The sequence below is a fragment of the Neobacillus canaveralius genome, assembly GCF_047237705.1.
Taxonomy (GTDB): domain Bacteria; phylum Bacillota; class Bacilli; order Bacillales; family Cytobacillaceae; genus Neobacillus; species Neobacillus niacini_K.
Map to the genome: position 1 here is coordinate 1,267,922 of NZ_JBDFLL010000001.1, position 13,107 is coordinate 1,281,028.

Genomic DNA, 13,107 nt, shown 5'->3' on the forward strand with positions numbered 1-13,107 from the left:
ATATATTGCGCCCGTAGCTCAATTGGATAGAGTGTCTGACTACGGATCAGAAGGTTATGGGTTCGACTCCTTTCGGGCGCGCCATATAATACGGGAAGTAGCTCAGCTTGGTAGAGCACTTGGTTTGGGACCAAGGGGTCGCAGGTTCGAATCCTGTCTTCCCGACCATGCTTTTAATAACAAAATGGGGCCTTAGCTCAGCTGGGAGAGCGCCTGCTTTGCACGCAGGAGGTCAGCGGTTCGATCCCGCTAGGCTCCACCAAGATTTTTTGCGAAGCAAAATAATCAATGCTTTTTCACGCTAGTGAAAATAACTTATAACTTAATTATATATTTGGCGGTGTAGCTCAGCTGGCTAGAGCGTACGGTTCATACCCGTAAGGTCGGGGGTTCGATCCCCTCCGCCGCTACCAAATAAACCTTAATTTGGACCTTTAGCTCAGCTGGTTAGAGCAGACGGCTCATAACCGTCCGGTCGTAGGTTCGAGTCCTACAAGGTCCACCAGTAATTTTATGTTTTTTTGGAGGAATACCCAAGTTCGGCTGAAGGGATCGGTCTTGAAAACCGACAGGCGGGTCAAACCGCGCGGGGGTTCGAATCCCTCTTCCTCCTCCATTTTATTAATTCAGCAAAATGAAATATTTTTATTGTCGCGGGGTGGAGCAGTCTGGTAGCTCGTCGGGCTCATAACCCGAAGGTCGCAGGTTCAAATCCTGTCCCCGCAATATGGTCTGGTAGTTCAGTTGGTTAGAATGCCTGCCTGTCACGCAGGAGGTCGCGGGTTCGAGTCCCGTCCAGACCGCCATTTTTATTAAAATGGCAAAAAATATAGTGGCTCAGTAGCTCAGTCGGTAGAGCAAAGGACTGAAAATCCTTGTGTCGGCGGTTCGATTCCGTCCTGAGCCACCATTTATTTTTAGATGGAAACTATTATGATGGCGATTGTGGCGAAGTGGTTAACGCACCTGATTGTGGTTCAGGCATTCGTGGGTTCGATTCCCATCAGTCGCCCCATCTATTATTTTACTTTTCGCGGGTGTAGTTTAGTGGTAAAACCTCAGCCTTCCAAGCTGATGTTGTGAGTTCGATTCTCATCACCCGCTCCAATTTATGGGCCTATAGCTCAGCTGGTTAGAGCGCACGCCTGATAAGCGTGAGGTCGATGGTTCGAGTCCATTTAGGCCCACCAGAACTTTTTGCGACAGCAAAATAGTTAGAACTTTTTGCGACAGCAAAATGATTTTCCATTGTTCCGCAGTAGCTCAGTGGTAGAGCTATCGGCTGTTAACCGATCGGTCGTAGGTTCGAGTCCTACCTGCGGAGCCAATTTTTATGGGGAAGTACTCAAGAGGCTGAAGAGGCGCCCCTGCTAAGGGTGTAGGTCGGGTAACCGGCGCGAGGGTTCAAATCCCTCCTTCTCCGCCATAAAAATTAAGGCCCCTTGGTCAAGTGGTTAAGACACCTCCCTTTCACGGAGGTAACACGGGTTCGAATCCCGTAGGGGTCATACAAAAAGGCTGATGATATTTTATCATCAGTTTTTTTGTGCTAATTTTTGCCAGTAAAAATGACAATACTACAATTGATTATGTATAACTCCATCAATTCTAAGTTTATAGTGACCGAAACGTCGAAGCAAACGGAATTTGGGTAACTATAAAAGACCCTAATTAATTTAAATGCTAATTAAAGCCAAATCATTCAAAGTGCTCCAGTGGCTTAATACCTTCATCTAAATTAAATTGAGTCGCTCTAGTCGGGTTAGAGTAGCAGTACGCCTGGTTAATATCTCAGATGAGTTATTCCGGCTATCTTTGAGCCCATTAGGGGCACTACAGCCACTATAAAATACCATGCTGCATAATCCCTTAAAATTTGTGTCAATCATTCTTATTTTCCCTCTATCTCCGATAAAATCATCATCCCATATAATCCCCAAAAATTTGTTGTTTTATAAGAAAAACAAACACTCCAATCCTTTGAAGTGCCTATAGCTTGTCCAAGACTTAAGCGTGCATTTTTTTTAGTTAAAAACTATTCCTATATAATAATATGCTTTCCCGTACCACTGAGAAAAACGCTGGCAACGCTTACATATACTGCATATTTAGCACGTTTACATGTTAAAGTTTCTTATAATTTAAATAATATTTTTTACCCAAAATTTCAAAAAAACTTTATGTTTTTTTGTCGGTTGTTGAAGGATTTCTTGTTCGTTTTTGTCGAAACGTGTTGAAAAAAACCAGAATATGACGGTCTGTATACTTTATTGTCAGAAAAGATAAAAAAGTTTTACAAGAGATATTTGTAATTTGCACTTATAATTAACCCTTGAAATACATTTTCACAAGGATGAGGTTAATAATGGCAGTGAACACTTTATATCCAACAGGCTATCAGTTGCATTTATTTCATGAGGGGAACCTTTTTCAAAGTCACCAGCTGTTTGGGGCACACGTTTTTAAAGAAACTGACAAAGTATATACGCGATTTTGTGTGTGGGCTCCGAATGCTAACCAAGTAAGGCTGGTTGGAAATTTCAATAACTGGAATGGAGAAGGTTACGATTTACATAGGGTAAACAATGAAGGTGTATGGATTATTGTCATTAATCAAGACCTGAATGGCTGCCTCTATAAATATGAAATAATCACAGCACAAAATGAAAGACTTTTAAAATCAGATCCATATGCATTTTATTCTGAACTGAGACCAAATACGGCCTCAATCGTATATTCTTTGAGAAATTACGATTGGCAGGATAATCATTGGATGCACCGAAAGCAAAAAAGAAACTTCTTATCTGAACCACAGATCATCTATGAGGTGCATTTTGGTTCATGGAAAAAACATGAAAATGGTGATTTTTTAACATATAAGGAAATGGCAGAAGAACTCATACCTTATGTGCTTGAACATGGATTTACACATATTGAATTATTACCGCTTATCGAGCACCCCTTTGACGGATCTTGGGGATATCAGGGTACTGGATACTTTTCGGCAACCTCTCGCTACGGCACACCAAAGGACTTTATGTACTTTGTAGATCAGTGTCATCAGAATGGAATTGGCGTCATTCTTGATTGGGTTCCTGGTCACTTTTGTAAGGATTCACATGGTTTGTATCGTTTTGATGGTTCACATATTTATTCCTACGAAACAGAGAGTGACAGGGAAAATAAAGTATGGGGAACAGCAAACTTTGATCTTGGAAAAGGCGAAGTGCAAAGTTTCCTCATCTCAAATGCATTTTATTGGATTGATTATTTCCATATTGATGGCTTTAGAATGGATGCTGTTGCAAATATCATCTATTGGCCGAATTCAGACGAGAATCAAGAAAATCCATTTGGAATTGATTTTTTAAAAAAGTTAAATATACAAGTTCATGAATATGATCCAACCTTTGTCATGATTGGAGAGGATTCAACAGATTTCCCTAATGTTACTGCTCCTGTCCATTATGGTGGTTTAGGCTTCGATTATAAATGGAACATGGGCTGGATGAATGACATTTTAAAATATATGGAAACTCCGCCATATGCACGTGCTAGTGTTCATACTAAAGTAACTTTTTCACTTCTTTATGCCTTTACAGAAAACTTTATGCTCCCGTTTTCACATGATGAAGTGGTACATGGCAAAAAGTCGCTTTTAGACAAAATGCCAGGGGATTACTGGGAGAAATTTGCCCAACTCCGCTTGCTTCTAGGGTATATGTTTGCACATCCCGGTAAGAATCTATTATTTATGGGATTTGAGATTGGTCAATTTGCAGAATGGAAAGACAAGGAACAGTTAGATTGGAATTTATTAGATTATGAAATGCACCAAAACGTAAATCAATATGTTAAACAATTAACAAAGCTTTATAAACGTTCTAAGGCTTTGTATGAACTTGACCACATGCATGATGGTTTTGAATGGATTGACTGCAATAATTATAGCCAATCAGTCTTTTCTTTCATTCGGAATGGTAAGACAGAAAATGATTATTTAATCATCATTTGTAATTTTACAGGTGTGCATTATCCAGAATATAAAATTGGCGTACCTGCTCAAGTTGAGTTTCGTGAAATTTTTAATAGTGACGATACGGAATTTGGCGGCGCTGGCTTTATTAATAAGAAAACATTTATGGCTTTAGATGAGCCATTTCATGGAAGACCATATTCCGTAAATGTGACGATACCGCCTTTTGGCTTTCAGATCATTCGACCGGTGAAAAAACGAAAGGAGAGAAAAGGTAATGGGAAAGAAAAAGTGCGTGGCAATGCTATTGGCAGGAGGGAAAGGAAGCAGACTTAATTCGCTTACAAAGGATTTGGCAAAGCCTGCTGTTCCATTTGGAGGTAAGTATAGAATCATTGATTTTCCATTAAGTAATTGTGCTAATTCAGGTATTGATACTGTGGGGGTCTTAACACAATATCAACCATTGCTATTAAATTCTTATATAGGTATAGGAAGCGCATGGGACCTAGACCGAAAAGATGGAGGCGTAACCGTATTACCTCCATATGCTGAGACCTCTGAAGTAAAGTGGTATACCGGAACCGCGAGTGCAATTTATCAAAACCTGAATTATTTAAAGCAATACCAGCCGGAATATGTACTCATCCTTTCAGGTGATCACATTTATAAAATGAATTATGAGAGTATGCTTGAATATCATATCGAGAAAAGAGCAGACGTAACCATCTCCTTAATTGAGGTTCCTTGGGCGGAAGCAAGCCGTTTTGGCATTATGAACACAAACGATGAATTAAGAATAACAGAGTTTGAGGAAAAGCCAGCAGAGCCAAAAAATAATTTAGCTTCGATGGGCATTTATATTTTTAGCTGGAATATACTGAAAGAATATCTGGAGATGGACGCTAGAAATACTAAATCCTCCCACGATTTTGGTAAAGACATCATACCAACTCTGCTTGAAGAGAATAAGAAGTTATATGCCTATCCTTTTAAAGGCTATTGGAAGGATGTAGGGACCGTTAAGAGTCTTTGGGAAGCAAATATGGATCTATTAAATGACGAATGTGATTTAGATCTATTTGATCATGATTGGAGAATTTATTCTGTCAATCCTAACCAGCCTCCACAATATATCTCTCCTGAAGCGATTGTTAAGGAATCTCTAATTAATGAGGGCTGCACGATTGAAGGAGAAATTGATAATTCGGTTTTATTCCAAGGGGTTACAGTTGGTAAAGGTTCCATTATAAAGGAATCTGTAATCATGCCAGATGCAGTGATTGGTGAAAACGTTAAGATTGAAAAAGCAATTGTTCCAAGTGATGTAATTATTCCTGATGGAACTGTAATTCGTTCATTTGATGATGAAATTATTCTTGTTACTGAAGAAATGTTAAGTGGGTTATATCCTGCTTTTTAAAAAATGTGCTATCTAGCTGCGGGCGCCACCCGGCTCTATGGTCTACAGCCAATGAGCAGGCGCCCTACGCATTAATTTCGGGAGGGACTAGTATTGAAGAGAAAGCTATTAGGTGTTATTGACGCAACAACGTACCATGAAGATCTAGAGGACCTTTTAACACATCGGTCACTTGCAGCCCTGCCATTTGCGGGACGTTATCGTATTATTGATTTTGTACTTTCCAATATGGTGAACTCAGGAATTAGCAGTGTAGCAATCTTTCCTAAAATGACCTACCGTTCGTTAATGGACCACCTAGGTTCAGGGAAGAATTGGGATTTAAATCGCAAGCGTGATGGGCTTTTCTTTTTTCCAACTCCCGTTGTTGATTCTGATATAAATAAAATAGGAACATTTGAAAACTTTGCTGCAAATTTAGATTTCTTTTACCGTAGTTCTCAAGAGTATTCCTTGATTACAAATTGTTATACAGTCTTCAATATGGATTTTAAACCATTGCTAGATTGGCATATCCATTCAGGGTGCGATATTACTGAAATTCACCATGAGGACGGCACCCCAATGGAAATGTATTTAGTAAAAACATCGTTACTTATTAAGTTAATTGAAACAAGAAATGAAACAGGATATACATGCATGAGGGATGTGGTCCTAGACACTGAACATCAGTACTCCGTTTGCAGCTATGTATATTCCGGGTATGCGGTCATGATCGATTCTATCCAAAACTACTTTTCTACTAGTCTAAATTTATTAAATTCGGATGTCTGGAAGCAATTATTTGTTAAAGAACAGCCTATCCTGACAAAGGTCAAAGATGAGCCGCCAACACGCTATTTAAAAGGTTCAGTTGTGCAAAATGCCATGATAGCCAATGGTTGCTTAATTAATGGTACGGTTGAAAATAGTATCATATCAAGGGGCGTTAAAATTGGAAAAGGTGCTGTTATTAAGAATTCGATTATCATGCAAAAATGCGTGATCGAAGATAATTGTTACCTTGACTCTGTTATTTTAGATAAAGATGTAAAGGTTGAGGCTGGTACAATCTTAACTGGTACAGCCAGGGACCCTTTTGTTGTGCGAAAAGGTACGAAACAAGGAGCGCTGATGAATTCGTGAAAGTATTATTTGCAGTTTCAGAATGTGGTCCATTTGCAAAATCAGGAGGGCTTGCGGATGTTGCAGGCTCCCTGCCTAAAGAGCTGAAAAGTCTTGGAACAGACGTGAGGGTTATCCTGCCTAAGTATGGCACTATTGCCGATGACTTTAAAGCGGATATGAAAAAAATTAAAGAATTTACAGTACCTGTTGGCTGGAGAAATCAATATTGTGGGATTGAAGAGCTTTCCTATGAAGGAGTAACCTATTACTTCGTTGATAATGAATATTATTTTAAACGCGAAGGGTTTTATGGTTATTACGATGATGGCGAAAGATTCGCTTATTTTAATCGGGCTGTGTTGGAAGCTTTGGAACATCTTGACTTTTATCCTGATGTCCTGCATTGCCATGACTGGCATACAGCGATGATTCCATTTTTATTAAGAATGGAATATTACAAGCGAAAGGGATATGGTCTTATTCGTACTGTATTCACGATTCATAATCTCCAATTTCAGGGTATTTTTCCAAGAGAGGCACTTTCTGACTTGCTTGGATTGGATTGGGAAGCATTCCACCCTGAAAATTTAGAATTTTTCGGCTGTATTAATTTTATGAAGGGTGCTCTTGTAGCAGCTGACGAGATTACAACAGTGAGCCCAACTTATAAACAAGAAATCCAAACGCCTGTATATGGTGAAAAATTGGACGGTCTTTTAAAAACAAGAGAAGAAGATCTTGTTGGAATTTTAAATGGTATTGATGATAAATTCTATAATCCTGCCGATGATTCACTCATCTATAAAACCTACACAGTTAATAACCTTGAAAATAAAGCCATTAATAAAAGTGAAGTCCAAAAATTCTTTGGGCTGCCACAAAAACCAAATACACCGTTAATGGTGATGATTACTCGGATGACAAAACAAAAGGGATTAGATCTCGTTAAGTGCGTACTAAGAGATATTCTCCATGAAGATATCCAAATGGTGGTTCTGGGTACAGGTGACTATGCTTATGAGGAGTATCTGCGTCATGCAGCAAGCTCCTATCCAAATAAATTAAAGGTTCATATTGGTTTTAGTGAGGGACTTGCCCACAAGCTATATGCTGCGGCAGACCTGTTTCTCATGCCTTCCTTATTTGAGCCATGCGGTCTTGGTCAATTAATCGCAATGAAATACGGCGCGGTGCCAATTGTACGTGAAACAGGTGGGCTAAATGATACGGTACAATCTTGGAATGAGATAACCAATGAGGGAAATGGGTTTTCTTTCAAGAATTTTAATGCCCATGACATGCTATATACGATTAGAAGGGCACTACACTTTTATCATGACCCCGCTTGGGAAACAATTGTTCAAAAAGCGATGGAAAAGGATAATAGCTGGGCCCAGTCTGCATTTAAGTACAATCAGCTTTATGCAGAGCTGATCTCGAGGAGTGAAACCCATGTTTTCTAATACAACAGAGTTTAAGAACACTTTCTTAAAGAGGTTGAATATGGTATGCGGTAAGAGCTTTTCAGAAAGCTCTGAGCGGGATCATTACCAAACACTAGGTATTATGATTCGTGAATTTGTCAGTCATGATTGGATCAAAACAAATGAACGATACCTTGCTGCAAAAGAGAAGCAGGTATATTATTTATCTATTGAATATTTATTAGGTAAACTGCTGCGGCAAAATTTAATAAACTTGGGAATCGAAGAAACAGTACAAGTTGGACTTAGCGAACTTGGTATCGATTTAAGTAACCTAGAGGAATTAGAAAGTGATGCAGGATTGGGAAATGGCGGCTTAGGTAGATTAGCCGCTTGTTTTCTTGATTCCCTAGCTTCTCTTAATCTTCCAGGGCACGGTCATGGTATTCGTTATAAGCACGGTTTATTTGAACAGAAGATCGTGGATGGATATCAGGTAGAACTACCAGAGCAATGGCTCAGAAGTGGTAATGTATGGGAGGTTCGTAAAGCAGACTTAGCTGTTAAAATTCCCTTTTGGGGAAAGGTAGAAGGACGTACCGAGAACGGTCGACTCGTGTTCCAACATCTTAATGCAGAAACGGTGACAGCTGTTCCGCATGATATGCCGGTGATTGGCTATAATTCAGAAACAGTTAATACGTTAAGATTATGGAATGCAGAGCCGTCTCAATTCCCTATTCATGAGGATATTTTAAAGTACAAACGAGAAACGGAATCTGTATCAGAATTCCTCTATCCAGACGATACCCATGATGAAGGGAAAATACTGCGTCTAAAGCAGCAATATTTTTTAGTATCCGCAAGTATTCAATCTATTATTAAAACGTATCGAAAACAACACGGAAACTTGAAGGAACTTCACCAACACGTTTGTATTCATATTAATGATACCCATCCAGTTTTGGCTATTCCTGAACTCATGAGAATCTTAATTGATGAGGAACGATTTGAGTGGGAACTGGCATGGTATATTACAAAGAATACAATTTCCTATACAAATCATACGACCTTATCGGAAGCATTGGAAAAATGGCCAATTCGGATTTTTCAGCCGTTATTACCTCGAATTTATATGATTGTAGAAGAAATAAATGAACGGTTCTGCGGAGAATTGTGGGATAAATACACTGGGGATTGGGATAGGATTGCAAAGCTAGCAATCATTGCTGATGGTTTTGTGAAAATGGCTCATTTAGCGATTGTCGGGAGTTTTAGTGTGAACGGAGTTGCTAAGCTCCATACAGAAATTCTAAAGACTCGTGAAATGAATCAATTTTATCAATTGTTTCCAGAGAAATTCAATAATAAAACGAATGGAATCGCCCATCGCCGCTGGCTGCTAAAAGGAAATCCAGATCTTTCAAACTTAATTACGGATTCCATTGGTTCTTCATGGACTCAATCACCTGCAGATTTAATCCAATTACTAAACTATCAACACGATTCATCCTTCATGGAACAGCTCTTGAAAATTAAAAGAGATAATAAGGAACGGCTTGCTGATGTAATCCAGAGTAAGAATGGGATTGTTGTGGATTCCTCTGCTATCTTTGACGTACAGGTAAAGCGCCTGCATGCCTATAAGAGACAGCTTCTAAAGGTATTACATATCATGTATCTTTATAATCGGATAAAAGAGGATTCTAGTTTTTCAATGGTGCCTAGAGTATTTATTTTTGGGGCAAAGGCGTCCCCAGGTTATTATTATGCGAAGAAGATCATTAAGCTCATTAATACGGTAGCAGATAAGGTTAACAACGACCCATTTATTGGCGATAAAATGAAAGTGGTTTTTCTTGAAAATTATCGCGTTTCGCTCGCGGAAAAAGTTTTTCCGGCAGCTGACTTAAGTGAACAAATTTCTACCGCCAGTAAAGAAGCATCTGGTACTGGTAACATGAAGTTTATGATTAATGGAGCACTAACAGTAGGAACAATGGATGGGGCCAATATTGAGATTCATGAATTGGTCGGAGATGAGAACATCTTTACATTCGGACTTTCTGCCGATGAGGTACTTCATTATTACCAGCATGGAGGCTATCAATCGATTGAATATTATCACCATGACAGCCGTATCCGCCAGGCTGTTGATCAGCTCGTAAATGGGTTCTTCCCAGGTGTTTATAACGAATTTGAACCGATCTTTGATTCATTATTAGAGGAAAATGACCAATACTTTGTATTAAAGGATTTTGCTTCCTATGCGGACACGCAAAAGACAATTGGTGAAACCTTTAGGGACCAGCAAGTCTGGCAAAAGAAGTGTCTGGTTAACATCGCCCATGCCGGTTATTTTTCAAGTGATCGGACAATCAAAGAGTATGCTGACCATATTTGGGGGATTAAGCCTCAATAACAAAAAGGCATCTGCTAAAAAAATAGCAGATGCCTTTTGTTTATTTATGAAACAAAGTGTCCAATGAAAATTCCTATAGCAAGTAAAAAACCAAAAATCGTATTGGTTTGTGCGGTTGCTTTCATGGCAGGAGCCATTTGGATTGGTGTAACACCTGCTTTAAAGCCTTTAATGGCTTTTAATGCTTTCGGTATACTAAACAGGACGATTACTGTCCAAATTGGAGCAACACCAGTGATGATTAGACCTAATATCCAAATAAATGAAAAAATGAACATATAACCCATTAACGTAACGGCCTTATTCTTTCCTAACAGAATCGCTAGTGTTTTTCGGCCATTTTCCTTATCGCCATCTAAATCCCTAATATTATTTGAAAAATTAATGGCACCAACCAGAACTAAAATAGGAACTGAAATGAGGATGCTATATGTTGTTACGGTTCCTGTTTGGATAAAAAATGAAATTAAAATGATTAACATGCCCATAAAGAACCCTGCGAATATCTCTCCGAACGGTGTATACGCAATTGGAAAAGGTCCTCCAGTATACAAATAACCCACTGCCATACAAACAAGCCCGAGAGCGGCAAGCCACCAGCTAGTACTCATACAAATATATACACCAATCAATAAAGCAACTCCATAGAGTCCGAGGGCGAGCTGCATTACTGTTTTTGGCTTAATGCCATCACGGACAATGGTACCGCCAATTCCGATTGAATTCTCATTGTCAAGTCCACGCTTATAATCATAATACTCATTAAACATATTAGTGGCTGCCTGGATTAATAAGCTTGCAATTAACATGGCAAAGAAAAGACCAAAATGTATTTTACCATCTGCTAGTGAAAGCGCCGTACCAAGCAAAACTGGAACAAATGAAGCAGTTAGGGTATGGGGACGGGTCATTTGCCACCAAACCTGAAAACCGCGATTCGATTCAACAGCAGGCTTTGACGTTGGCTGTAAATTTGGCTGCATTATCTTCTCTCCCTTTTATGAAACTTTTTCTATTATCTATAGTAAAATCGTTAATTTGTACTACTGTCTACAGACTGTCCAAACCTTAGTTTATGGAATTCTGCCACGACAGTCAATTATTTTTTATTAGTGAAATTAGTAGATAATTCCTTCTTGATTAGTAACGAGTATTTGGAGGGAAAATGAAAGTAAACGAATGTAAATCAAATACAACCCTGCTCGGAATGAATTAAGCTATAATAAGGTAGTGAATGAGTATACTTAGTGACAAGTATTACTGACTTCTTTACAATATAGTAGTATCTTTAAATTAGGCATAAAAATGAATGGATAACAGTCACTTGACTGTTTTGGAGGGATTTTGTTGGTTACCATTCAGGAAACAGAATTAAAGGATAAAGGTATCTTAGCAGTCACCACTGCTCAAAAACTAGGGCGGCCTATTTTAATTAGCGAAGTTCATCAAATGGACAGTATCGATCCCTTATCCTTTTTCAATAGTGGGAGAGAGCGCTATCTTGGGGAACGTTTCTATTGGAAAGACCCATCAGAAGAAGTTGTGCTTATTGGCATTGGCATATCAAAACAAATTCAGTCGGATCAGGCTACTGACCGCTTTTTTCATGTTGAAGAAGAGTGGAGAAATTTTTTAAAGGATGGTCTAATCTTTAATCCATTCAATGAAAATGGCTTAGGACCTGTTATGTTTGGCGGGTTTTCCTTTGATCCACTTAAAGCAAAAACACCCTTGTGGTCTAAATACGCTGATTCTCTATTCCATGTTCCCAAATTTATGTTAACAATTGTTAAGGGACAAACGTATTTAACGACGAATATTGTTTGTACCCCAAACGATGATTATACTCTTCTTGAAAAAGTAATGAATGAACGAACCCAGTTGTTGTTGCTAACATCTGCAAAACAGGACACTAACGTAAAATCAGCTAAACTCCTCGAGATGAAAGAAATTTCACCTCAGCAATGGAAACAGACTGTGGATGATGTGGTAGAGGAGCTAAAAACTGGTTCATTGAAAAAGGTTGTGCTGGCACGCGAATTAAGATTATTGTTTGATGATCAAGTGAAAGCAGATGTTATTCTTGAGAATTTATACAATCAACAGCGAGATAGCTTTATCTTTGTTTTTGAATCCAATGGGGATTGTTTTATCGGTGCGACACCTGAAAGGCTTGTGAAGAAACAAGGAGAAAATGTATTCTCAACATGCCTGGCAGGCTCGATTAGACGTGGTAAAAATGAAGAAGAAGACATTATTTTAGGGCAAACATTATTAAATGATCAAAAGAACATTAATGAGCATGGATTTGTGGTTGAAATGATTAAAGAAGCATTAGAAGAATCATGTGAGGAAATTATCCTTCCAGATAAGCCTCAATTAATGAAAATCCGCGATATTCAACATCTTTATACGCCGGTTATTGGTAAATGTCAAAAGGATGCTTCGCTGCTTTTATTAGTCGAAAGACTTCACCCAACTCCAGCCCTGGGAGGTCTTCCTAAAAAAGAAGCTGTTGAAAAAATTAGACAGGTAGAGGAACTGGATCGTGGTTTCTATGCTGGACCGCTTGGCTGGGCCGATTATCGAGGAAATGGCGAATTCTCGGTTTCTATCCGTTCTGGTCTTATTCAGGGTAAAGAGGCTTCGTTATTTGCAGGATGTGGTGTAGTAGCAAATTCTGACTCAGAAAGTGAATATCTAGAAACGAGCCTAAAATTTACACCAATGCTTCGTGCTCTTGGAGGAAAATAAT

7 protein-coding genes and 15 tRNA genes are annotated in these 13,107 nt (G+C 38.9%); 21 read left to right on the plus strand and 1 reads right to left on the minus strand.

Annotated features, from left to right (window positions below; translation table 11 throughout):
* The first annotated feature begins 7 nt into the window (after positions 1-7).
* The 20 genes from ABC255_RS06145 (at position 8) to ABC255_RS06240 (ending at position 10,352) form a co-directional block, all read left to right on the plus strand.
* Positions 8-84: transfer RNA gene (locus ABC255_RS06145), tRNA-Arg, on the plus strand.
* A 7-nt stretch (positions 85-91) separates the two neighbouring features.
* Positions 92-168, plus strand: a tRNA-Pro gene (locus ABC255_RS06150).
* Positions 169-186: 18 nt separating this feature from the next.
* Positions 187-262: transfer RNA gene (locus ABC255_RS06155), tRNA-Ala, on the plus strand.
* Between the two features lie 74 nt (positions 263-336).
* Positions 337-413: transfer RNA gene (locus ABC255_RS06160), tRNA-Met, on the plus strand.
* 15 nt (positions 414-428) lie between these two features.
* Positions 429-505 (plus strand) — tRNA-Ile (locus tag ABC255_RS06165).
* An 18-nt stretch (positions 506-523) separates the two neighbouring features.
* Positions 524-616, plus strand: a tRNA-Ser gene (locus tag ABC255_RS06170).
* 36 nt (positions 617-652) lie between these two features.
* Positions 653-726 (plus strand) — tRNA-Met (locus ABC255_RS06175).
* A 3-nt stretch (positions 727-729) separates the two neighbouring features.
* A tRNA-Asp gene (locus tag ABC255_RS06180) sits at positions 730-806 on the plus strand.
* Between the two features lie 28 nt (positions 807-834).
* Positions 835-910, plus strand: a tRNA-Phe gene (locus ABC255_RS06185).
* A 29-nt stretch (positions 911-939) separates the two neighbouring features.
* Positions 940-1,015: transfer RNA gene (locus ABC255_RS06190), tRNA-His, on the plus strand.
* An 18-nt stretch (positions 1,016-1,033) separates the two neighbouring features.
* Positions 1,034-1,107, plus strand: a tRNA-Gly gene (locus ABC255_RS06195).
* A 6-nt stretch (positions 1,108-1,113) separates the two neighbouring features.
* Positions 1,114-1,190 (plus strand) — tRNA-Ile (locus ABC255_RS06200).
* Between the two features lie 62 nt (positions 1,191-1,252).
* Positions 1,253-1,327: transfer RNA gene (locus ABC255_RS06205), tRNA-Asn, on the plus strand.
* Between the two features lie 8 nt (positions 1,328-1,335).
* A tRNA-Ser gene (locus tag ABC255_RS06210) sits at positions 1,336-1,426 on the plus strand.
* Between the two features lie 10 nt (positions 1,427-1,436).
* A tRNA-Glu gene (locus ABC255_RS06215) sits at positions 1,437-1,508 on the plus strand.
* Positions 1,509-2,365: 857 nt separating this feature from the next.
* The gene (gene glgB / locus ABC255_RS06220; protein ID WP_412992085.1) at positions 2,366-4,312 is read left to right on the plus strand and encodes a 1,4-alpha-glucan branching protein GlgB; all 1,947 of its coding nucleotides are present in this window, start codon (positions 2,366-2,368) and stop codon (positions 4,310-4,312) included.
* Positions 4,254-5,399, plus strand: a complete 1,146-nt coding sequence (locus ABC255_RS06225; RefSeq protein ID WP_335531577.1) for a glucose-1-phosphate adenylyltransferase — start codon at positions 4,254-4,256, stop codon at positions 5,397-5,399. Before glgB ends, ABC255_RS06225 begins: the two co-directional genes overlap by 59 nt.
* Positions 5,400-5,492: 93 nt before the next feature.
* The gene (locus ABC255_RS06230) at positions 5,493-6,524 is read left to right on the plus strand and encodes a GlgC family sugar phosphate nucleotidyltransferase (RefSeq protein WP_412992087.1); all 1,032 of its coding nucleotides are present in this window, start codon (positions 5,493-5,495) and stop codon (positions 6,522-6,524) included.
* The gene (gene glgA / locus ABC255_RS06235; protein WP_412992089.1) at positions 6,521-7,969 is read left to right on the plus strand and encodes a glycogen synthase GlgA; all 1,449 of its coding nucleotides are present in this window, start codon (positions 6,521-6,523) and stop codon (positions 7,967-7,969) included. The genes ABC255_RS06230 and glgA overlap by 4 nt, the downstream gene beginning before the upstream one ends.
* Positions 7,959-10,352: a glycogen/starch/alpha-glucan phosphorylase gene (locus ABC255_RS06240; protein WP_412992091.1), complete on the plus strand. Its 2,394-nt coding sequence runs from the start codon at positions 7,959-7,961 to the stop codon at positions 10,350-10,352. Before glgA ends, ABC255_RS06240 begins: the two co-directional genes overlap by 11 nt.
* 44 nt (positions 10,353-10,396) lie before the next feature.
* Here the strand turns inward: ABC255_RS06240 and ABC255_RS06245 are convergent, their stop codons facing one another.
* Positions 10,397-11,335: a 1,4-dihydroxy-2-naphthoate polyprenyltransferase gene (locus ABC255_RS06245; protein WP_412992093.1), complete on the minus strand. Its 939-nt coding sequence runs from the start codon at positions 11,333-11,335 to the stop codon at positions 10,397-10,399.
* Between the two features lie 364 nt (positions 11,336-11,699).
* Here ABC255_RS06245 and ABC255_RS06250 point away from each other — a divergent pair, with 364 nt between their 5' ends.
* The gene (locus ABC255_RS06250) at positions 11,700-13,106 is read left to right on the plus strand and encodes an isochorismate synthase (protein ID WP_412992095.1); all 1,407 of its coding nucleotides are present in this window, start codon (positions 11,700-11,702) and stop codon (positions 13,104-13,106) included.
* Position 13,107: the final 1 nt, after the last annotated feature.

What these genes read in the sequence shown, in the direction of transcription:
- ABC255_RS06245 (WP_412992093.1), bottom strand. Translation starts at nt 11,335, where the DNA reads ATGCAGCCAAATTTACAGCCAACGTCAAAGCCTGCTGTTGAATCGAAT.
- ABC255_RS06225 (WP_335531577.1), top strand. Translation starts at nt 4,254, where the DNA reads ATGGGAAAGAAAAAGTGCGTGGCAATGCTATTGGCAGGAGGGAAAGGA.
- ABC255_RS06240 (WP_412992091.1), top strand. Translation starts at nt 7,959, where the DNA reads ATGTTTTCTAATACAACAGAGTTTAAGAACACTTTCTTAAAGAGGTTG.
- glgB (WP_412992085.1), top strand. Translation starts at nt 2,366, where the DNA reads ATGGCAGTGAACACTTTATATCCAACAGGCTATCAGTTGCATTTATTT.